Raw genomic sequence first — 20,777 nt, 5'->3', positions numbered from 1 at the left:
GCTGGTAGACCGGCAAAACGGGCACAATCCCAGGGCATGGCTGAAGCGACTCCACAAACGGAGCAACCAGAGCTGAATCGGGCAATCGGCCCGAAGCTGCTGCTGTTCTTCGTCGTCGGCGACATCCTCGGTACCGGTATCTACGCGCTCACCGGCAACGTGGCCGGAAAGATCGGCGGCGCACTCTGGCTGCCCTTCCTCCTCGCGTTCGTGGTCGCGTTCCTCACCGCGTTCAGCTACCTGGAACTCGTGGGGAAGTATCCCAAGGCCGCGGGGGCGGCGCTGTACACGAACAGAGCGTTCAAGATCCAGTTCCTGACGTTCATGGTCGCCTTCGCGGTCATGTGCTCCGGCATCACGTCGGCGTCGTCGGCCGCGCTCGCCTTCGGGCGCACCTACCTGCGGCAGCTGCTGGTGGAGTTCTTCGACCTGGCGGTCAGGCCGGAGTCGCTGGTGATCACGGGTATCGCGGTCCTCTTCATCGCGGCGCTGGCGATCGTCAACTTCCGCGGCGTGTCCGAGTCGGTCAAGGCCAACGTGGTCCTGACCTGCATCGAGCTGTCCGGTCTGATCATCATCATCCTGATCGGCGCGTACGCGATCGCGGTCGGCGACGGTGAGCCGTCGCGGCTGACCGAGATCCACACGCCGCCGGGGACCAGCGTGATCCTGGCGGTCACCTCGGCGACGGCGCTGGCGTTCTTCGCGATGGTCGGCTTCGAGGACTCGGTCAACATGGCCGAGGAGTGCCAGAACCCGATCAAGATCTTCCCGCGCGCGATGTTGTGGGGCATGGGCATCGCGGCCACGATCTACGTGCTCGTGGCGATCACGTCGTCGCTGCTGATCCCGTCCGACGAGCTCGCCAAGGCGGGCAGCGGCGCGTTGCTGAAGGTGATTTCCGTTGGCGCGCCGGGGTTCCCGCTGTGGATCTTCGCGCTGATCGGTCTGCTGGCCGTCATCAACTCGGCGCTGATCAACATGCTGATGGCGTCGCGCCTGCTCTACGGCATGTCGAACGAGCAGATCATCCCGAAGTTCTTCGGCGCGGTGCACCCGCTCCGCCGCACGCCGTGGATCTCGATCGTCTTCACCTCGGGAATCGCGGTGATCCTGGTGTCGTTCTTCGACATCGGCAAGCTCGGCGGCACGACGTCGTTGCTGCTGCTGGTCGTCTTCACCATCGTCAACGTCGCGTGCCTGGTGCTGCGCAAGGAGAAGGTGGAGCACAAGCACTTCAGGGCGCCGACGTGGGCGCCGGTGCTCGGTGCGGTCACCTGTGCGTACCTCGCGATTCCGGTGCTGTCCGGCCGGCCGTGGGACGACTACAAGATCGCGGGCTTCCTGTTGCTGGCCGGTCTGGTGCTCTGGGCGATCAACCGCTTTACGCACGGCAAGGTGGAGATCCACCCGGAGAACCTGGCGAAGTAGCTCAGTCCAGCAGATGCCTCAGGAACCGGTCGGGCTCACCCAGGAAGTTCCGGGTCAGCGCGACCGGTTCCGCCGCGTCGTAAGGAACTTCGTCGATCTCGCCGTCCGTGATCTCCAGGATCTGCGCGTCCGGTGCGGCGAGCAGGATCGGCGAGTGCGTGGCGATGATGAACTGCGAGCCCTCGCCGACGAGCTCGTGCATGCGCCGCAGGACGGTGAGGCAGCCTTTGACCGACAGCGCGGCCTCCGGCTCGTCCAGCACGTAGAGCCCGCGGCTGCCGAACCGGTGCGTCATGAGGTCCATGAAGCTCTCGCCGTGCGACCGCTCGTGCAACGACTTCCCGCCGTAGGAGGCGTGGATGCCCCCGCCGATGCGGTCGATCTCGGTGGCGACGTTGTAGAACGACTCGGCGCGCAGGAAGAAGCCGGTGCGAGGTTTGCGGATGCCCCAGCGCAGCGTGAGGTAGTCGCCAAGCGACGACTCGGTCGCTCTTGTCGCGAAGTTGAACGACTGCGTGCCGCCCTCCGCGTTGAACCCGGCGGCCACCGCGATCGCCTCGATCAGCGTGGACTTGCCCGCGCCGTTGTCGCCCACGAGGAACGTGACGGGTTTGCGCAGCTCGATCGGGTTCTTGATCAGGTGCTGGACCACCGGGAGCGTGAACGGGTACCGGTGCGTGTTCTCGGCCTGGTCGAGACGGATCTGCTGGACGAACGTCACGCGAGCCTGGCCAGCTCTACCGGGTCGTGGGCGCAGAAGATCTCGGCCTCGCCCGTGGCCTTGAGCTCCTTCAGGCGTTCCACATTGGACAGACGCTGCTCGCGGATCGTCTCGGTCTGCTTGGCGGTCAGCTTGAGCGCGAAGATGTTGCTCGGCGGCGTCTCGATCTCGCCGCGGTAGAAGTAGGCGTCGCCGGCGTGCAGCAGCCAGCCGTCGGCCGACTTCACCGCGATGCCCGTGTGGCCGCGGGTGTGGCCGATGAGCGGCACCATCAGGATGTCCTCCGGCAGGCCGGCGATGTTCCTGACCGCCTCGAACCCGAACCAGTCCTCGCCCTCGGCCTTGTGCGTCTCGAACGTGACACCCTCGCGCTGCGCCTTCGGGAACCGCATCCGGTCCTTGGCGGTCGGCGGGTTGGTCGCGGCCTCGAGTTCGGTGTCCAGCACGTGCACCGTGGCGTTGGGGAAGTCGCGCAGGCCGCCGGCGTGGTCCAGGTCGAGGTGCGTGAGCAGGATGTGCCGGACGTCCTCGGCCCCGTAACCGCGCTTCTCGACCTGGAAGATCGCCGTCTCCTCGATCTCGAGCACCGGCTTGAGCAGCGTGCGGCTCAGCGCGTTGATCGTCTCGCCGGGGTTGGTCACCTCGTGCGTGCCGAAACCGGTGTCGACCAGGACGAGGCCCTGGTCGGTCTCGATCAGCAGGCAGTGCGCCACGATGCCGCCCGCGACCAGCGGCGGACGCATCGTGCCGCAGTTGAGGTGATGAACCTTCATGGGGAATCCTTCCTCTGGCCCCGTAGGCTTCTGCCTCATGTTGGGGATCTCGTACGAGGGTGCCACCGCTGTGATCACGACTGTAGGCGCGGGCCTGCGGTCCTTCGAAGCGGATGGCGTTCCGTATGTGGAAACGTTCGGTGCCGACGAGAAGCCGCCCATGAGTGCCGGGGCGATTCTGGTTCCGTGGCCCAACCGGACCGCCGGGGCGTCCTGGGTGCTGGACGGGGTTCCGCAGCAGCTCGAAGTCACGGAGCCGGCTCGGGGGAACGCGATCCACGGGCTGGTTCGGCGGCGGCCCTGGTCGGTGCTGGAGCACACCGGGTCGCTGGTGTCGTTGCAGACGACCATCGAACCCCAGGCGGGATGGCCCGCGGCTTTGTACGTCACGGTGTCGTACGCGCTGGACGACAACGGGCTGACGGTGACCCACGGGGTCACGAACGTCGGCGACGTCGCCACGCCGTTCGGGGTCGGCACGCACCCGTACCCGCGTGCCGGGAACGCTGCCACCGACTCGTGCACCCTGACGCTGGCGGCCACGACCGTGCTGCCGCTGGACGTCGAGCGGATGGTGCCCTCGGGTCCGGCCGTGCCGGTCGAGGGGACCCAGTTCGACTTCCGCGAGGGGCGGGGACTGGCCGGCATTCACCTGGACACGCCGTTCGGCGGCTGTGAGCCGGGCGAGGACGGTCTCGTCCACCACCTGCTGGAGGCTGACGGTGGTGGGGTCGAGGTGTGGGCCGACCCGGCGTTCCGCTGGGTGCAGGTGTACACGCCGGACTCCTACCCGGACCGGGGGCGTGCGGTGGCCATCGAGCCGATGACGTGCCCGCCGGACGCGTTGAACTCCGGGGTGGACCTGATCCGGGTGGCTCCCGGCGAGTCCTGGGGTGCCCGGTGGGGGATCAAGCCGTTTTAGAAAAGGCGCCGTCGTAGCGAAACGCGGGCACTACCGTTAGCGTTGCTAACCATGAACATCGCGATCACCGGGGGCTACGTCGTTCCCGTCGACGGGGAGCCCGTCGAGGGCGGAACTGTTCTCATCCAGGACGGGAAGATCGTCGCGGTTGGTGCCGACGTCGACATCCCGGACGGGGTCGAGGTCGTCGACGCCGACGGGGCCTGGGTGCTGCCCGGCTTCGTCGAGGCGCACGGGCACATCGGTGTCCACGAGGAGGCCGAGGGCTGGGCAGGCCAGGACACCAACGAGATGACGGACCCGGTCGGGGCCCGGATGCGGGCGTTGGACGCCATCAACCCGGCCGACCTCGGGTTCGGGGACGCGCTCAGCGGTGGGGTCACCACGGCGGTGATCAAGCCGGGGTCGGGGAACCCGATCGGCGGGCAGACGGTGGCCGTGAAGTGCTGGGGGCGGACCGTCGACGAGATGCTCGTCAAGGAGCCGGTGAGCGTGAAGAGCGCGCTCGGTGAGAACCCGAAGCGGGTGTACGGCGACAAGGGGAAGCTGCCGTCCACGCGTCAGGGCGTCGCGGCGGTCATCCGGGACGAGCTGACCAAGACGCAGGACTACATGGCCAAGAAGGCCGAGGCGGAAGCCGACGGGAAGACCTTCGACCGCAACAACACCCAGGAGATCCTGGCGAAGGTTCTCAGCGGTGAGCTGCCGTGGTGCCAGCACGCGCACCGGGCGGACGACATCGCCACGGCCATCCGGTTGTCGGAGGAGTTCGGCTACAGGCTGATCATCAACCACGGCACCGAGGGCCACCTGATCGCGGATCTCATCGCGGAGAAGCAGATTCCGGTGATCATCGGGCCGCTGTTCACGTCTCGGTCCAAAGTGGAGGTTCGCAACCGCGGGCTGCGCAACCCAGGGATCCTGGCGCGGGCCGGGGTGGAGCTGGCGATCACCACCGACCATCCCGTTGTGCCGATTCACTTCCTGGTGCACCAGGCGACGCTGGCGGTCAAGGAGGGGCTCGACCCCGAGGTTGCCATCAGGTCGCTGACGGTCAACCCCGCGAAGATCATGGGGCTGGACGACCGGGTCGGTGCGTTGAAACCCGGGCTGGACGGCGACGTGGTGATCTGGTCCGGGGATCCGCTGGACGTGATGAGCCGGGCGCTGCACGTGTACGTGGAGGGCCGTGAGGTCTACGCGTTCGACGAGCGCAAGGGTGAAGGGGTCGTGGCCGACCCCTTCTACCGCGAGAGCTAGCGCAGTCCCCTGCCGATCACGAGGCGCTGGATCTGGTTGGTGCCTTCGAAGATCTGCAGGACCTTGGCCTCGCGCATGTAGCGCTCCACCGGGAAGTCGCGGGTGTAGCCCGCACCGCCGAGCACCTGCACGGCGTCGGTCGTCACCTTCATCGCCGCGTCCGTGGCGATGAGCTTGGCGATCGACGCCTGCTGACGGAACGGGCGGCCGCGGTCGCGCAGGCGGGCCGCGTGCAGGTACGTGGCGCGGGCCGACTCGACGGCGGCGGCCATGTCGGCGAGCAGGAACTCGAGGCCCTGGAACTCGATGATCGGGCGGCCGAACTGGGTCCGCGTCTTGGCGTACGCCACGGCTTCGTCCAGGGCTGCCTGGGCGAGGCCCACTGCACAGGCGGCGATGCCCAGACGGCCCGAGTCCAAAGCGGACAGTGCGATCTTCAGGCCGTCGCCCTCCTGGCCGATCAGCCGGTCCGTGCCGAAGCGGACGTCGTCGAACTGGAGTTGCGCGGTGATGGAGCCGGTGAGGCCCATCTTGCGTTCGGGAGTGTCCGCGGAGAGGCCCTTGGCGTCTCCCGGGGCCAGGAAGCAGGAGATGCCCCGGCCGCCGTCCGGTGACGTGCGAGCCATGAGGGTGTAGAAGTCGGCGGCGCCGGCGTGGGTGATCCACGCCTTGGTGCCGTTCACGACGTACTCGGAGCCCTGGCGGACGGCTCGGGTCGACATGGCCGCCGGGTCGGAGCCCGCCTGGACCTCGGACAGCGCGTAGCCGCCCAGGAGCTCGCCCTCGAGCATCTCGGGCAGCCAGCGGTCCTGCTGCTCGCGCGTGCCGAAGGTGGCCAGGCCGTAGCAGGACATGACGTGCACGGAGAGACCCACGGCGACGGTCATCCAGGCCGAGGCGACCTCTTCGAGGGCCTGCAGGTACACCTCGTAGGGCTGTGCGCCGCCGCCGAAGTCCTCCGCGTACGGCAGGCCCAGCAGCCCGGCCCTGCCCAGCAGGCGGAACGCGTCGCGGGGGAACTTCTCGTTCTCCTCGGCGTCCGCGGCGTGGGGCTTCAGCTCGTCCCGCGCGATCTCCCTGACCAGCGCGATCAGGTCTTCGGCCTCTTGGGTGGGGAGCAGCCTCTCGGCGGGCATCGTCGACCTCCGGTGTGTACTGGTAGCTGTACTGTAGGACGTACGCCAGTACAGGTGCCAGTAAGTGTGGCAAGGTCGTCACCATGACGCGGGCTCTCACGCAGCGGCAGGCCGAGCTGCTCACCCGGTTGGAGGCTCTCTTCCTCACCGAGGGCTTCGGTCATCTCACTCTCGATGACATCGCGGGCAGGCTGCACTGCTCGAAGTCGACGCTGTACGCGCTCGCCGGCAGCAAGGAACAGCTGGCCGTGCGGGTGGTCGGCCGGTACTTCAAGGGCGCCGCCGAACGCATCGAGAAGCGCATCGCCGGCCTCAACGACGTGCGCAAACGCATCGGCAGCTACCTCGCGGGAGCCGCGGAGGAGCTGTCCAAGGCCTCGGCGGCGTTCATCGCGGACGTCTCGGACTTCCCGCCGACGCGTGCCACCTACGAGCGCAACGCGCGCGCTGCGGCAGAACGCATCAAGGCGTTCATCCAGGACGGCGTGCAGACGCATGTGTTCCGCGAGGTGCACGCGACGTTGTTCGCCGAGATGGCCGGGTTGCTCATCGAAGGCATCCAGACAGGTGTCCTCACGAAACGGGCAGGCGTTTCGGACGCCGAGGCGTTCACCGCTCTGGGCGAACTGTTGTTGGATGGCCTGCAGCGGACCGGAGCCTCCCCGAAGGAGTAATGCGCAGTGATCGTGGTTGCTGGTGAGGCACTTGTCGACATGGTGCCGGTGGGGGACGACGAGCTGACGCCGCTCGCGCCGAAGCTCGGTGGCGGGCCGTACAACGTCGCCGTCGCGCTCGGGCGGCTGGACGTGCCGACGGGCTTCCTGTCGCGGGTGTCGAGCGACCACTTCGGGGAGCAGCTGGTCAAGCGGCTGCACGCGTCGAACGTGGCGACGGATCTGGTCCAGCGCGGGCCGGAGAACACCACGCTCGCCGTCGTCGGGCTCGCTGACGACGGTTCGGCGCGCTACTCGTTCTACGTCCAGGGCACGGCCGACCGGCTCGTCGAGGACCCGGGGCCGCTTCCCGAGGGCGTGCAGGCGGTGTCGTTCGGCACTCTCAGCCTCGTGCTGGAGCCCGGTGCCTCGGTCTACGAAAAGGTCTTGAGGCGCGAGAGCAAGCGCTTGCTCACTGCGCTCGACCCCAACATCCGGGCAGGGCTGATCGACGATCCGGGCGCCTATCGCGCGCGGTTCCGGTCGTGGCTGCCGGACGTCGGTTTGCTGAAGGTGTCGGTCGAAGACGCCCAATGGCTCGCCGAGGACGGCGACGTGATCGAGATCGCAAGGACGTGGATTTCACAGGGACCGGCCGCGGTCGTGCTCACCAAAGGTGGCGACGGTCTGTCAGTGATCACCGCCACGGGACAGGTCGACGTGCCGCCGGTGAAGGTGGACGTTGTCGACACGATCGGTGCGGGCGACACAGTGCAAGGTGCCCTGCTCGCGTGGCTGCACGACCACGACGCCTTGAGCGTGGAGAAGGTCCGTGCGCTCGCAAGCGATGAATGGACCGAAGCATTGACCTACGCGGGTGCTGCGGCCGCGATCACATGTTCGCGCGCAGGCGCCGAACCGCCCTTTGCGAGCGAACTCACCGCTGCACTGGGTGGATAAAACCGGGGAACGGACTACCGTGAGGTAGCCGCGCTAGAAACTGGCATTACGGATGTGATGCCGGTCCCATCTCACAGAATCGGTTCACACCGCTGCTGCGAGGCGGGCCTTCCGCCGACTAGCGTGAGTGAACTTAGAAGACTCAGATCCCAACGGGGTGGTCCGAGACGACGGCAGGCCGTGCGACCTGCCGCCACCCCGTCCGAGCGTTGAGAGGGACTTGAATGCCCGACGCGACGACTGCGCCGAACGACACCCAGACCGTCGCGCTGCGCCACGGGGGCGGAGAGCTCGAGATGAAGGTGGTGCCGGCGACCGAAGGCGCGCCCGGCATCGAACTCGGCAAACTGCTGTCGACGACCGGTCTGGTAACCCTGGACACCGGTTTCGTCAACACGGCCTCCTGCTCTTCCGAGATCACCTACATCGACGGTGACGCTGGAATTCTGCGTTACCGCGGGTATCCGATCGAGCAGCTGGCCGCGCGTTCGAACTTCATCGAGGTCAGCTACCTGCTCATCTACGGTGAGCTGCCCACCCAGGCCCAGCTGGACGACTTCTCCTCCAAGATCAGCAGGCACACGCTGCTGCACGAGGACCTCAAGCGCTTCTTCGACGGCTTCCCGCGTGACGCGCACCCGATGCCGGTGCTGTCCTCCGCGGTGTCGGCCCTGTCGACCTTCTACCAGGACTCGCTGTCGCCGTTCGACGCGAACCAGGTGGAGATCTCCACGATCCGCCTTCTCGCCAAGCTGCCGACCATCGCGGCCTACGCGTACAAGAAGTCGATCGGCCAGCCGTTCCTCTACCCGGACAACTCGCTTGGCCTGGTGGAGAACTTCCTGCGGATGACCTTCGGCTTCCCGGCCGAGGCCTACGACCTCGACCCGGACCTGGTCCGCGCGCTCGACCTGCTGTTCATCCTGCACGCCGACCACGAGCAGAACTGCTCCACGTCGACCGTGCGCCTGGTCGGCTCGTCCGAGGCGAACCTCTTCGCGTCCATCTCCGCCGGCATCAACGCCCTGTTCGGCCCGCTGCACGGCGGCGCGAACTCCGCGGTGCTGGAGATGCTCGAGAAGATCAAGAACGACGGCGGCGACGTCAAGGCGTTCGTCAACAAGGTGAAGAACAAGGAAGACGGCGTCCGCCTGATGGGCTTCGGCCACCGGGTCTACAAGAACTACGACCCGCGTGCCGCGATCATCAAGAAGACGGCCGACGAGATCCTCGGCAAGCTCGGCGCCGACGACCAGCTGCTCGACATCGCGAAGCAGCTGGAAGAGGCCGCTCTGAGCGACGAGTACTTCATCTCCCGCAAGCTCTACCCGAACGTGGACTTCTACACGGGTCTGATCTACCGGGCGATGGGCTTCCCGACCAAGTTCTTCACCGTGCTGTTCGCGCTCGGCCGTCTCCCCGGCTGGATCGCGCACTGGCGCGAGATGATCAACGACCCGGCCACGAAGATCGGCCGTCCGCGGCAGATCTACACCGGCCCGACCGAGCGCGACTTCATCTCGATGGAGAACCGCTGATCACGGGCTAGTTCGTCTGGCATGCTGAGGGCGCGTCACCGCTGGTGGCGCGCCTTTTGTCATGTTCTGGGGATGGGCCGGGGCTTGCGGTCGTAGAGCTCGCGGGCGTGGAGCTGATCCTGATCGACTCGGATGCCCGCCGTTCGCTGATCCGCGGTCGGAGCACTACCAGCCCTACGCCGCCCATCACGGGCGCCTTCTCGGAATGGTCCGGCTGATCACCCTCGAAGTCGCCGCCCAGGTGAGTTCGCCGTAGCGTCTAGGGGTGAGTTCTCCAACCGTCGTCTGGTTTCGCCGCGATTTGCGAACGTCCGATCATCCCGCGATTCTTGCCGCCGCGGAAAGGTCGCCCCGAGCACTCGGATTGTTCGTTCTCGACGACAGGTTGCTGAAACCATCCGGACAGCCGCGAATCGTTTTCCTGCACCGCTGTTTGCACGCGTTGAACGACGAACTGGGCGGCCGGCTGATGGTCGTGCACGGCGACCCGGTGAAGACAGTTCCCCGCATCGCGAAGGAAATCGGAGCGAGCAGCGTCCACATCTCCGCCGACTGCGCACCGTACGGGCGAAACCGCGACCAGGCCGTCGAGGAAGCGTTGGGCGACATCGAACTCGTCCGCTCCGGCTCGCCCTACGCCGTGACGCCCGGCCGCGTGCGCAAGCAGGACGGAACGCCGTTCAAGGTCTTCACCCCGTTCCGCAACGCCTGGCTCGACCACGGCTGGCGCAAGCCCGCCGACACCGACGCGTCCACTCTGGACTGGATCAAGCCGGACCACAGCGCGAAACTTCCAGCCCTCAAAGAACAACTCCCGGACGCGCGGAAGCTGTGGGAGGAGTTCCGAGACGAACGGCTGGCGGACTACGACACCGCCCGCGACCGCCCCGACCTCGACGCCACCAGCAGGCTGTCGGCGTTCCTGAGGTTCGGCGTGCTGCACCCGCGCACGTTGCTGCAGGACTGCGACGGCACCTTCCGCAGCGAGCTGGCGTGGCGTGAGTTCTACGCCGATGTGTTGTGGCACAAGCCGGAGACCGCGCGCGAGAACTACGACCGCAAGTTCGATCGGATGCAGTACGACGAGGACGAGGAGCTGTTCGAGGCCTGGGCGCAGGGCCGCACCGGCTACCCGATCGTCGACGCCGGGATGCGTCAGCTGCTCCGGGAAGGCTTCATGCACAACCGGGTGCGCATGATCGTGGCCAGCTTCCTGGTAAAGGACCTGCACCTGCCGTGGTGGTGGGGCGCGAGGCACTTCATGAAGCACCTCGTCGACGGTGACATCGCCTCGAACCAGCACAACTGGCAGTGGGTCGCGGGCTGCGGCACGGACGCGGCGCCGTTCTTCCGCATCTTCAACCCGGCCACCCAGGCCAAGAAGTTCGACCCCGACGGCGCCTACGTCAGGAAGTACGCGCCCGACAGCCTCGACATCCCACCGATCGTCGACCACGCCGTCGAGCGGAAAATAGCCCTCGACCGGTACCAGGCCATCAAGTGAGCGTCGCGCGGGCGTGCTGGACGTAGGTCGCCGCCGCCCAGTACGTCCTCGCGTTGTTGAGCGCGTCGACCCACTCCTGGAACTCGCCTTGCTGGTCGCACAGCCGTTGAAGGGTGTCGAGACCGTCGACCACCGCGTCGACGGAGGCCTGGTCCTGGGCCGCGATCAGCTGCGGCCGCGGGCGCGGTCCGGGCCGGGAGTCGAAGGAGTGGTCGAACGCGACGTTGCGGCAGGCGTGGACGAACAGCTCCAACGCCGCGTCGACCGCAGGCCGGGTCGCGTCGTCGACCGACGAGCGCAGGGCGACCAGTTGGTCGAGCATCCGCGTCATCTTGTCGCACAACTCGTCCGAGTACGCGTCGACGCGTCGTTGCAGCAGCGCGCGAGCCTGGGAAGGATCCACGCCTAGAGCCGGAGAGCTTCGCGGAGCTTGACGCGAGCTCCGGTCCGCAGCACGGCGTTCGCGTAGACCTTGCCGCCCAGCCACGTGATGGCCGCGATGGCCGCCAGCGCCAGCACGACGGCCAGCACCACCTGCCACGCCGGCGCGACGCCCATCGCCATCCGGCCCGGCATCAGGATCGGCGCGAACGGCGGCAGCAGGGACAGCACCGTGACCGTCGGACCGGAAGGGCTGCCGATCATCAGGTTGATGCCGGCCACGAACGCCACGATGATCGTCATGCTGATCGGCGTCAGCACCGACTGCAGCTCCTCCTGCCGCGACACCAGGGAAGCGGCCGCCGCGAACACCGTGGCGTACAAGAAGAAACCGAGCAGGTACCACAACACGCCCGTCAACAGGGCCGTGCCGCCGAAGGCTCCCACGTCCACCACGTTGAACGCCGACGACAGTCCCAGCCCGACGGTGGAGATCACCAGCAGCTGCAGCAGACCGACCGCGCCGAGCCCGATCACCTTGCCCAGCAACAACTGCCACGGGCGAACGGTGGCGAGCAGGATCTCGACCACGCGGCTGGACTTCTCCTCGACCACGCCTTGCGCGACCATCGTGCCGTAGACCAGAAGCGAGTAGTACAGCAGCGCGGCCACGATCAGGCCGATGGCGAGGCGTTGACCTCGTTGCGGGTCAACGGGATCCAGCGCGGTGACGTCCACGCTGACGTTCGCGAGGTTCTGCGCGACCTGCTGCGGGGTGACGCCCGCCTCGGCGAGCTGGGCGACCAGCACCTGCTGGCGCAGCACGTCGTTCAGCGCCGTCGTGAGTATCTCGTCGCCGGAGCCCTTGACGATCATCTTCAACGCGGGCGGCGCACCCGTCACCAGCGCGTCCAGCGAGCCGTCGCGGACCTGCTGCTCGGCGCTCTCCACCGTCGTCACGTCGCGGGTCTCGACGTCGATGCCGAACGACCTCGCCTTGTCCCGCAACGGATCCGCGAGCTGCGTGGCCTGGCCCGACAGCCCGACCACGCTGCGCTGCTGGTCGTCGAACAGGACGGACTGCAGCACGACGTACCCGGCCAGCACGGCGATGATCACCGCGGTGCCGATCAGGAACGACCTGGTGCGCACCTTCGTGACGAACTCTCGCTTTGCCACCAACGAGACCGCTCGGGCCGACGTCATGCGCTCCTGCCCTCGGTGGTCACGACGTTGCGGAACAGCTCGGTCAGCGTCGGGCGCTCGCGGGAGAACTCGTGCACGGGACCCGCGGCGAGGGCGGCCTGCAGCACCGCCTGGTCGTCGACGCCGTCAGCGAGCTCGAGCACGCAGCGCGTCCCGTTCTTCTCGATCACCCGCACGCCGTCCAGCGTGACAGTCCAGGCGGTCGTTGGCGACTCGACCACCAGACGAGACACCCCGCCGGAGCGGAGCTCGTCCACGGTCCCGACCGCGACCATCGCACCGGCGCTGACGATGCCCACCCGGTCGCACAGCCGTTCCACCAGGTCGAGCTGGTGGCTGGAGAACACGACGGGCACGCCGGCGGAGGCCTTCTCGCGCAGCACGTGGCTCATCACGTCCACCGCGACCGGGTCGAGACCGGAGAACGGCTCGTCGAGGACCAGGACGTCCGGCTCGTGCACCAGGGCGGCGGCGAGCTGCACCCGCTGCTGGTTGCCGAGGCTCAGGCGCTGCACCTCGTCGGTGCGGCGGTCGCGCAGGCCCAGGCGGGCGATCCAGTTCTCCGCGCTCGTGTGGGCCTCGTTGGTGCTCATGCCGTGCAGCTCGGCCAGGTAGACGAGCTGGTCGAGCACCTTCATGCGCGGGTAGAGGCCGCGCTCCTCCGGCATGTAGCCGATGCGGCGGCGCGTGTCCAGGTCGATGGTTCTTCCGTTCCACCGCACCTCGCCGGAGTCGGCCGCGAGCACGCCCAGCGCTATCCGCATGGTCGTGGTCTTCCCGGCGCCGTTGCTTCCGACGAACCCGAAGAGCTCGCCCGCACGCACGTCAAAAGACATGTTCCGCAGGGCGACGACCTCTCCGTAGCGCTTGGAGATCCCGTCGATCTCCAGCACTCCTTCAGGCACGGTGCACCCCTTCGTTAGCCCGGATGGCGGTAATCGGACTCAAAGTATCGGTGAGCAGGGAACGAGTGAAACGATACGGGCGTCTACGGCGAATCGAACGAACGACCAATTCACTCAACGGGGGTGACCATGGAGACCATCGACCCGGATCAGTGGCTCAAGACGTACGGGGCCAAGATCGAGCAGGCCAAGCAGCAGGCTGAGCAGGCTGTGGGCCAGCTCGGCGGTGTGGGTGGGAGCGCAAGCTCGCCGGACGGCCTGATCACGGTGACTGTCAACGCCACGGGGGTGCTGACCGACCTGCAGATCAAGCCCGAGGCTCGCGGCATGGACCCCAGCGAGATCGCCTCGGCAGTTCTGGCCGCTTCCACCAAGGCCCAGCGCGAGGCCTCCGGGCGCGTCGTGCAGATCATGGGCGAGTTCGTCGGGGAGAGCCCGGCGCTCGACTTCGTGAAGGCGCAGATGCCGAACGGATACGCGGGCGACGGAACCGACGAGGAAGAACCGAAGTCGGAGTTGGAGCGCAAGGACCTTCGGCCCGACGACGAGTACTTCACCAACCCGCCCGACGTCATGGCCTGAGTGCAGGAGGGGGTTAGAGCATGCAGCAACACTTCAACATCGATCTCGACGAGCTGAGAAACCACGCCGCGAACGTGGACCGGCTCACCGAGCGGCTGCGCAAGGCCACCGAGACGTGCGACCCGGGCTCGCTCACCACCGAGGCCTTCGGCGTCATCTGCGGCTTCCTCGCCCAGTTCATCCTGGAGAAGGCCGGTCTCGGGCAGGACGTGCTCGGCAAGGCCACGAACTCGCTGATGGACATGTCCACCGGGCTCAAGGAGACCGTCCAGCAGTACGAGCAGGTCGACCTCGACAACATGTTCGGCTTCAACGGAGGACGGGGATGAGCGCGCCGGCGTCGCAGTCGCAGGGCACCAACCCTCAGCAGCTGATCAGCAACATCTCGAACACCTACTCGTCCATCGAACGCGGTGACTGGGTCAACGCGGGCCTGGGCATGGCCAACACGGCCATGGGCATGATCGGCATGTCCGGGAACCCGCTGAGCGGGTTCCTCGCCGCCGGCTTCAGCTGGGCGATCCAGCACGTCGACTTCCTGCGGGAGCCGTTCGACGCGCTGCTGGGCAGCCCGGAGTCCATCTCCAAGATGGCGGGGACCTACCGGTCCGCCGGCCAGCAGGTGCAGGAGATCGCGACCGAGTACGAACGCATCTGCGTCCAGCAGACCCGTGAGTGGCAGGGCAAGGCGGCCGACTCCTACCGTGCGGCGGCCAAGAAGCACGCCGACGGCATGGAGTCGCTCTCCAAGGCGACGCACGGCATCGCCGCGGCGGTCGAGGGCGCGGGCAAGCTCGTCGCCGAGGTCCGCAAGCAGATCATGGACCTGATCAGCCAGGCCGTCGCCGACATGGTCATGAAGATCATCCAGTGGCTGGCGGCGTCGATCCTCACCTTCGGAGCGGCCATCGCGGGTGCGATCGCGGACATCGTGTCCACCGCGGTCAAGTACGCGAAGAAGCTGGCGGACTTCATCCAGAAGCTGCTCGGCTCGGTCAAGAAGCTGATGGACCTCGTCAAGCAGGTCTCGCAGATCGCCAAGATGGCCGAGCAGATCATCGACGCGATCTCGTCGATGGCGCAGAAGGCCGGCGGCGGGAGCGCGGGCGGTCTCAGCCGGCCGACCTCCGGCGGGTTCGGCGGCCTCGGCAGCGCCGAGCAGAACCAGGCCCACAGCGGTGCGGGCGGGACGTTCACGAGCGGCGCGGGCGGCGGCTACCAGGGCGGCACCAACACCGGCCACGGCGGCGCTCAGGTCTCGCCCAACTACACGCCTCCCGGCGGCGTTCCGGTGGGCAGCCCGACCGGCAGCGCCGGTGGAGGAGGTGCCGGCGGGCACGTCGCGCCGGGCTACACCCCGCCTGGCGCCGGTGGCGTGGGTCTGCCTCCCGGTCACACGGACGCCGACCACCACCTGCCCGGCAGCGGTCACACCGACGCCGATCACCACCGGCCCCCAGGCGGTGGTGGTGGCGGCAGCGTGGGTGTCCCGCGCGGTGAGATGCCCGGTATCGGCGGTCCTGGCGGCCCCGGCACCGGCACTGGCACCGGCAAGGGCCACTGGGTGCCTGGTCACTGGGAGCAGGACACGACCACCACTGCCGGTGGCGTGACCAAGCCCCCGTCGTTCGGCGCCACGCCGACCACGACGACCGCTGACTGGTACCGCCCGTCGACCATCGACCACGCCGCGACGGCTGCCACGGCTGCCACCGGTGGTGGCGGCGGCGGAGGCGGGGGCGGCGGCATCCCCAAGGGCATGGGCGGCGGCGGTGGCGGTGGCGGCATGCCCGCCGGCCTCGGCGGCCCGGCCGGTGGTGGCGGTGCAGGTAGCACTGCGGCGACGCAGTTCGGTGGCGCGGCCGGTGTCATGGCCGCCGGTGGTGCCCATGGTGGCGGCGCCGCGGCTGCCGGTGGTGGCGGTGCGCACGGCCCTGGTGGCGGTCCCGGTGGTGCGGGCGGCGGCATGATGGGTGGCGCTCCGATGGGCGCCGGTGCCGGCGGCCAGCAGGGTGGCAGCAACGAGCACAAGCGGAAGGTGCGGATCGAGGGCGAGGCGCTCGTCGACCCGCCCAAGGCCGCGAAGCCGGTCATCGGCGAGTGATTCTTGCGCTGTGAAACGGGGCGTCCCTTTGCTGGGGCGCCCCGTTTCTCATACGGCGGCGAGGAGTTTGGCGATCTGCGGTGCCGCCTTCTCACGATCCGCCGGCACCAGGCCGATTCTCGTGCGGCGATCGAGGATGTCGTCGACGTCCAGCGCGCCCTCGTGCTGGATCGCGTGGACGACGTCGGCCTCGGTGACCCCCGGCGCGATCGGCGTGGTCGGGTACGGCTTGTCGTCGACCAGGCGGATGTCCTTGGTGCGGCAGGGGATCTGCGTCATGTTCGTCGCGTCGACCGCGTCCGCCGCCATCTTGCGGTAGGTGGTCAGCTTGCCGCCGACGATCGTGATCACACCGTTCTGGGCCTTGAGCACCGCGTGGTGGCGGGACAGGTCCGCCGTCTGACCCTCGGCTTCGAGCAGCGGTCGCAGGCCCGCGTAGCTGCCGATCACGTCCGCTCGGGTGAGTTCCCGTTGCAGGACTCCGGAAGCGGTCTTGAGCAGGAAGTCCACATCGGACTCCGGAACCGCCGGCACGTCCGGGATCTCGTCCACCGGCTCGTCGGTCAGGCCGAGGTAGGCGCGGCCGTTCATCTGGGGGAGCAGGAGTGCGTACCGGTTGCGCTCGCCGGGGACCGGGATCGTGAGCGCTGTTCCGGTGAGGCCGACGGATTTCGCGTCCACGACCAGGTGTGAGCCGCGGGAGGGCCGCAGGTTCACCGGGGCGAGCGTGCCGGCCCAGACGCCCGTCGCGTTGATCACCGCTTTGGCCCTGACGGTGAACGTCGTGCCGGTGAGCGTGTCCTGTGCTTCGGCACCATCGCCTTGCAGCGTCAGGACTTTCGCGCGGGTGATGACGCGGGCGCCGTACCCGGCGGCGGTTCTGGCCAGTGCGACCACGAGACGGGCGTCGTCGACGAGCTGGCCGTCGTAGTTGAGGAGCCCGCCGGTGAGGTTGTCCGGGCTCAGGCCGGGAACGAGTGCCAGCGCCTCTTGTTTGGGCACCCGGCGCGGGCGGGGCAGCACGCTGGCGGGCGTACCGGCGGCGATGCGCAGTGCGTTGCCCGCCTTGAGCCCGGCCATGACGAAGTGGTTCGCTCCCGCGTGCAACGGGAACAGCATCGGCAGCGTGCGGGTGAGGTGCGGTGCCGTCCTGGTCATCAGGATGCCGCGTTCGACCGCGCTCTCGTGGGCGAGCTTCACGTCGCCCTTCGCGAGGTAGCGCAGACCGCCGTGGACGAGCTTGCTGGACCACCGCGACGTCCCGAACGCCAGGTCGTGCGCCTCCAGCAGCACGGTCTTGAGACCGCGTGACGCCGCGTCGAGCGCGACGCCGGTGCCCGTGACACCGCCGCCGATCACCAGGACGTCGGCGACTTCTTCCTGTGCTGCCTGGAGATCTTGCGCGCGGCGGGTGGCGTTCAGGGACGTGTTCACGGTCGCAGAGCTCCGTCCAGCTGCTTGGCCAGCTCGTCCAGCAGCGAGGTGAAGTCGAGCCCGGACGTGGCGGGCTTCGTGGAGAGGACCATCGACTGCGTGGTCAGCAGCACCACGCGCGCCTGCGTCTTCGCGTCACCGAACCGGATCGAGCCGTCGATGTGACCGGCCTCGATCTGTCCGATGAGGAACTGCTCGACCAGGCGCTGGGTGCTGCCCAGGCGGTCGGTCAGGTACGGGAGCATCAGCTCGGCGTCGAGCTGCAGGACGCGCTGCATCAGCGGGTTGCCCGAGAGGGTCCTGATCGCCTCCACGGCCCTGTTGACCAGTTGTTCTCTGGCGCTGCCCCGGCGGGTCGCGTGCTCGACCTGTTCGAGGATCGCGGCGAACTCTCTGGTCATGAGAGCGCGGACCAGGTGGTCCACGTCCGGGTAGCGGCGGTAGAGGGTCATTCGGCTGACGTTGGCGCGTTTCGCCACGTCAGTGAGGGTAGTGCGGCGTACCCCCACCTCTAGAACACACTCACGGGTGGCGTCGAGGAGCGCGTCGTGGGTGTGACGTTGGGACGTCATGTGTAACACTGTAGCAGTGACTCGGGCTCGATGGACCGCTGAAACTGCGCCGTTGCCGCCGCACGCGTTGGCTTGGTTGAGCCAGCGAGTGGGGCTGGGCGAACCGTTCGCCGACGTGCCGGTGACGGCCCCCGCGTCGGCTCTGTCGGCTGACGCGTTCACGGCGTTGGAGGCCGTGTGCACGGTGTCGGCCGAGCCGGAGGACCGCCTGGCGCGCGCCGGTGGTCTGTCCTACTTGGACCTGCTGCGTCATCGCGGCCACGGGACACCGGCTGTGCCGGACGCCGTTGTTCAGCCTGCTTCGCCCGCCGAGGTTCTCGAGCTTCTGCGCGTGTGCGTGGAGCACGACATCGCTGTGGTGCCGTATGGCGGCGGTACGTCCGTGGTGGGTGGCGTGGAAGCTTTACGTGGCACCAAGTCCGCTGTGGTGGCCCTGGACCTCGCGGGTCTCGGGTCACTGGTGTCCGTCGACCCGGTGTCGCGGATCGCGGTGCTGCAGGCGGGGCTGACCGGGCCCGAGGCCGAGAGGCTGCTGGGGGAGCACGGGTTCACGCTCGGACACGTGCCGCAGTCGTTCGAGCGGGCCACGATCGGCGGGTTCGCCGCCACTCGGTCCGCCGGACAGGCGTCTTCCGGCTACGGCCGGTTCGAGGACATGGTCGAGTCCGTTCGCATGGCCACCCCGGTGGGCGAGTGGACCGTCGGCACCGCACCGGCCTCCGCCGCGGGTCCCGACCTGAAACAACTGGTCCTGGGCAGCGAAGGCTTGTTCGGCGTGATCACCGAAGTGACCGTTCGCGTGCGCCCGAAGCCTTACGGACCCCGCTACGAAGGTTTCGTGGTGGACGGCTGGGAGACGGGCACCGACCTGATCCGGACCCTGGCCCAGGACGGTGCCCTCGCCGACGTCACCCGTCTGTCCGATGTGGACGAGACCGAGGTGGCGCTGGAGCTGGCCGGGTCCAAGGCCGCACCGGTCAAGAAGTACCTGCGGCTCAGGGGAATCAAGCAACCCTGTCTGGTGATCCTGGGCTGGGAGCACCGCTCCCGCTCCGCCACGATGAGTGCGTTGAGCGGCAAGAAGGTGGTCCGCCTGGGCCGGGCCATGGGCGCTTCCTGGCTGCACGGCCGGTTCAACGGGCCGCGTCAGCGTGATGCCCTGCTGGACGCCGGCGTGTGCGTGGAGACCCTGGAGACCGCCACGCACTGGTCCCGCGTCTCCGAACTGCGAGACGCCGTGCGGACCGCCCTCGCCGGGGAGCTGGGCGACCCGGTGGTCATGTGCCACATCTCGCACGCTTACGAGACCGGGGCTTCGTTGTACTTCACCGTTCTGGTGCCCCGGGATCTCGCGGATCCGGTCGGGCAGTGGGAACGGGCGAAGGTCGCCGCCTCGGACGCGATCTCGCGGCTCGGCACGATCACTCATCACCACGCGGTGGGCCGCGATCACCAGCCCTGGCTGGAGAAGGAGATCGGGTCGATCGGCGTGGACGTGCTGCGCGCGGTCAAGGCGAAGCTGGATCCGACCGGGATCCTGAATCCCGGCAAGGTGATCTGAGAAGCGAAAGGGCCACCGCACGTGTGCGGTGGCCCTTTTGGCTTCGGGGATCAGAACTGCACGAGCATCTTGCCGGTGTTCTCGCCGCGCAGCATGCCCAGGAAGGCCGCGGGGGCCTGACGGACGCCGCCCTCGACGGTGGTCTCGGAGTACTTGAGCTCGCCCGACGCGATCCAGGCGCCGACCTCGGCCACGAACTGCTGCTGCAGGGCCTTGTGGTCGCCGACCAGCATGCCGCGCAGGGTGAGGCGCTTGGCCAGGATCTGGATCATGTTGCTCGGGCCCGCGGGCTTCTCGGACTCGTTGTACTGGGAGATCGCGCCGCACATGGTGATGCGGCCGTTCACGTTCAGGGCGCCGATGGCGGCTTCGAGGTGCTCACCGCCGACGTTGTCGAAGTAGACGTCGATGCCGTTGGGGGCGGCAGCGGCGAGCTGCTCGGAGACGGGGCCGTCCTTGTAGTTGAAGGCGGCGTCGAAGCCGAGCTCCTCGGTGAGGTACTTGACCTTCTCGGGGGAGCCGGCGGAGCCGATGACGCGCGAGGCGCCCTTGAGACGGGCGATCTGGCCCACGAGCTGGCCGACGGCACCCGCGGCGCCGGAGACGAAGACGGCGTCGCCTTCCTTGAACTCGGCGGTTGCGAGCAGGCCCGCGTAGGCGGTGAGGCCCGGCATGCCGAGGACGCCGAGGTAGGCGCTCAGGGGAGCGACGGCCGGGTCGACCTTGACGGCGTGCTTGGCGTCCAGGACGGCGTACTCGCGCCAGCCGAGGCCGTGCAGGACGTTGTCGCCGACCGCGAGGCCCTCGACGCCCGAACCGACTGCCGTGATCTCGCCGACCGCGCCGCCGTCGAGGGGCTGGCCCACCTGGAACGGCGGGACGTAGGACTTGACGTCGTTCATGCGGCCGCGCATGTACGGGTCGACGCTCATGACCACGTTGCGCACCAGGATCTGGCCCTCGGCCGGGGCGGGGACTTCGACCTCGGCGATCTCGAAGTTGTCCTCGGTCGGCCAGCCCTGGGGGCGAGAGGCGAGGCGGACTTCGAGTGCGGTGCTGGTCATGGTCGAACCATCTCCATCCTGGAATTGCGGATCAGTTATCCGGTTCAACAGCGTTCTGTGGAGGAGTGTT

The 20,777-nt window shown here is 68.1% G+C and carries 20 protein-coding genes; 11 read left to right on the top strand and 9 right to left on the bottom strand.

Annotation, left to right across the window (positions count from 1 at the left end; genetic code table 11):
- The first annotated feature begins 36 nt into the window (after positions 1 to 36).
- The gene (locus ABZ345_RS40700; RefSeq protein ID WP_359860308.1) at positions 37 to 1,431 is read left to right on the top strand and encodes an APC family permease; all 1,395 of its coding nucleotides are present in this window, start codon (positions 37 to 39) and stop codon (positions 1,429 to 1,431) included.
- A gap of 1 nt (position 1,432) precedes the next feature.
- On the opposite strand, the gene ABZ345_RS40695 is transcribed toward ABZ345_RS40700, so the two are convergent.
- Positions 1,433 to 2,152 carry an AAA family ATPase gene (locus ABZ345_RS40695; RefSeq protein ID WP_359860307.1) on the bottom strand — a complete coding sequence of 240 codons (720 nt, stop codon included), beginning with the start codon at positions 2,150 to 2,152 and terminating at the stop codon, positions 1,433 to 1,435.
- Positions 2,149 to 2,925, bottom strand: a complete 777-nt coding sequence (locus ABZ345_RS40690) for an MBL fold metallo-hydrolase (RefSeq protein WP_359860306.1) — start codon at positions 2,923 to 2,925, stop codon at positions 2,149 to 2,151. Before ABZ345_RS40690 ends, ABZ345_RS40695 begins: the two co-directional genes overlap by 4 nt.
- A 37-nt stretch (positions 2,926 to 2,962) precedes the next feature.
- Here ABZ345_RS40690 and ABZ345_RS40685 point away from each other — a divergent pair, with 37 nt between their 5' ends.
- Both ABZ345_RS40685 and ABZ345_RS40680 read left to right on the top strand, forming a co-directional pair.
- Positions 2,963 to 3,847, top strand: a complete 885-nt coding sequence (locus ABZ345_RS40685; RefSeq protein ID WP_359860305.1) for an aldose 1-epimerase family protein — start codon at positions 2,963 to 2,965, stop codon at positions 3,845 to 3,847.
- Positions 3,848 to 3,898: 51 nt separating this feature from the next.
- A complete protein-coding gene (locus ABZ345_RS40680; protein ID WP_359860304.1) occupies positions 3,899 to 5,107 on the top strand; it encodes an amidohydrolase in 1,209 nt (402 codons plus the stop codon).
- Here ABZ345_RS40680 and ABZ345_RS40675 read toward each other — a convergent pair.
- Positions 5,104 to 6,243, bottom strand: a complete 1,140-nt coding sequence (locus tag ABZ345_RS40675; RefSeq protein WP_359860303.1) for an acyl-CoA dehydrogenase family protein — start codon at positions 6,241 to 6,243, stop codon at positions 5,104 to 5,106. The two genes, ABZ345_RS40680 and ABZ345_RS40675, sit on opposite strands and share 4 nt — an antisense overlap.
- An 83-nt stretch (positions 6,244 to 6,326) precedes the next feature.
- On the opposite strand from ABZ345_RS40675, the gene ABZ345_RS40670 reads away from it, so the two are divergent.
- From ABZ345_RS40670 to ABZ345_RS40655, 4 genes are all read left to right on the top strand, one after another.
- The gene (locus ABZ345_RS40670) at positions 6,327 to 6,917 is read left to right on the top strand and encodes a TetR/AcrR family transcriptional regulator (protein ID WP_359860302.1); all 591 of its coding nucleotides are present in this window, start codon (positions 6,327 to 6,329) and stop codon (positions 6,915 to 6,917) included.
- 6 nt (positions 6,918 to 6,923) lie between these two features.
- Positions 6,924 to 7,856, top strand: coding sequence for a carbohydrate kinase (locus ABZ345_RS40665; protein ID WP_359860301.1), 933 nt, complete (start codon positions 6,924 to 6,926; stop codon positions 7,854 to 7,856).
- A 224-nt stretch (positions 7,857 to 8,080) separates the two neighbouring features.
- Complete coding sequence (locus tag ABZ345_RS40660) at positions 8,081 to 9,394, top strand: citrate synthase (RefSeq protein ID WP_359860300.1); 1,314 nt, start codon at positions 8,081 to 8,083, stop codon at positions 9,392 to 9,394.
- A 265-nt stretch (positions 9,395 to 9,659) separates the two neighbouring features.
- On the top strand, positions 9,660 to 10,898 hold the full coding sequence (locus ABZ345_RS40655; protein WP_359860299.1) for a deoxyribodipyrimidine photo-lyase: 1,239 nt from the start codon (positions 9,660 to 9,662) through the stop codon (positions 10,896 to 10,898).
- Here ABZ345_RS40655 and ABZ345_RS40650 read toward each other — a convergent pair.
- Genes ABZ345_RS40650 through ABZ345_RS40640 form a run of 3 tightly spaced genes read right to left on the bottom strand, consistent with a single transcriptional unit; the run spans position 10,891 to position 13,390 of the window.
- Positions 10,891 to 11,301, bottom strand: coding sequence for a hypothetical protein (locus tag ABZ345_RS40650; RefSeq protein WP_359860298.1), 411 nt, complete (start codon positions 11,299 to 11,301; stop codon positions 10,891 to 10,893). The two genes, ABZ345_RS40655 and ABZ345_RS40650, sit on opposite strands and share 8 nt — an antisense overlap.
- A 2-nt stretch (positions 11,302 to 11,303) precedes the next feature.
- Positions 11,304 to 12,485, bottom strand: a complete 1,182-nt coding sequence (locus ABZ345_RS40645) for an ABC transporter permease (RefSeq protein ID WP_359860297.1) — start codon at positions 12,483 to 12,485, stop codon at positions 11,304 to 11,306.
- The gene (locus ABZ345_RS40640) at positions 12,482 to 13,390 is read right to left on the bottom strand and encodes an ATP-binding cassette domain-containing protein (RefSeq protein WP_359860296.1); all 909 of its coding nucleotides are present in this window, start codon (positions 13,388 to 13,390) and stop codon (positions 12,482 to 12,484) included. The genes ABZ345_RS40645 and ABZ345_RS40640 overlap by 4 nt, the downstream gene beginning before the upstream one ends.
- Before the next feature lie 129 nt (positions 13,391 to 13,519).
- Between ABZ345_RS40640 and ABZ345_RS40635 the strand changes: the two genes are divergently transcribed.
- Genes ABZ345_RS40635 through ABZ345_RS40625 form a run of 3 tightly spaced genes read left to right on the top strand, consistent with a single transcriptional unit; the run spans position 13,520 to position 16,076 of the window.
- Positions 13,520 to 13,972, top strand: coding sequence for a YbaB/EbfC family nucleoid-associated protein (locus tag ABZ345_RS40635; protein ID WP_359860295.1), 453 nt, complete (start codon positions 13,520 to 13,522; stop codon positions 13,970 to 13,972).
- 20 nt (positions 13,973 to 13,992) lie between these two features.
- Positions 13,993 to 14,301 (top strand): hypothetical protein, encoded by a 309-nt coding sequence (locus ABZ345_RS40630; protein WP_359860294.1) that lies wholly within the window; start codon positions 13,993 to 13,995, stop codon positions 14,299 to 14,301.
- Positions 14,298 to 16,076 (top strand): hypothetical protein, encoded by a 1,779-nt coding sequence (locus ABZ345_RS40625; RefSeq protein WP_359860293.1) that lies wholly within the window; start codon positions 14,298 to 14,300, stop codon positions 16,074 to 16,076. The genes ABZ345_RS40630 and ABZ345_RS40625 overlap by 4 nt, the downstream gene beginning before the upstream one ends.
- Positions 16,077 to 16,124: 48 nt before the next feature.
- On the opposite strand, the gene ABZ345_RS40620 is transcribed toward ABZ345_RS40625, so the two are convergent.
- Positions 16,125 to 17,510 carry a glycerol-3-phosphate dehydrogenase/oxidase gene (locus ABZ345_RS40620; RefSeq protein WP_359860292.1) on the bottom strand — a complete coding sequence of 462 codons (1,386 nt, stop codon included), beginning with the start codon at positions 17,508 to 17,510 and terminating at the stop codon, positions 16,125 to 16,127.
- A complete protein-coding gene (locus tag ABZ345_RS40615; protein WP_359860291.1) occupies positions 17,507 to 18,082 on the bottom strand; it encodes a TetR/AcrR family transcriptional regulator in 576 nt (191 codons plus the stop codon). The genes ABZ345_RS40620 and ABZ345_RS40615 overlap by 4 nt, the downstream gene beginning before the upstream one ends.
- Between ABZ345_RS40615 and ABZ345_RS40610 the strand changes: the two genes are divergently transcribed.
- Positions 18,081 to 19,643: an FAD-binding oxidoreductase gene (locus tag ABZ345_RS40610; protein ID WP_359860290.1), complete on the top strand. Its 1,563-nt coding sequence runs from the start codon at positions 18,081 to 18,083 to the stop codon at positions 19,641 to 19,643. The two genes, ABZ345_RS40615 and ABZ345_RS40610, sit on opposite strands and share 2 nt — an antisense overlap.
- A gap of 50 nt (positions 19,644 to 19,693) precedes the next feature.
- Here ABZ345_RS40610 and ABZ345_RS40605 read toward each other — a convergent pair whose 3' ends face one another.
- Positions 19,694 to 20,707 carry an NADP-dependent oxidoreductase gene (locus tag ABZ345_RS40605; protein ID WP_359860289.1) on the bottom strand — a complete coding sequence of 338 codons (1,014 nt, stop codon included), beginning with the start codon at positions 20,705 to 20,707 and terminating at the stop codon, positions 19,694 to 19,696.
- Between the last annotated feature and the right edge of the window lie 70 nt (positions 20,708 to 20,777).

It is taken from the genome of Lentzea sp. NPDC005914 (assembly GCF_040629405.1).
In the GTDB taxonomy this organism is placed as follows: Bacteria; Actinomycetota; Actinomycetes; order Mycobacteriales; family Pseudonocardiaceae; genus Lentzea.
This window is presented reverse-complemented; position numbering and strand designations above follow the sequence as displayed.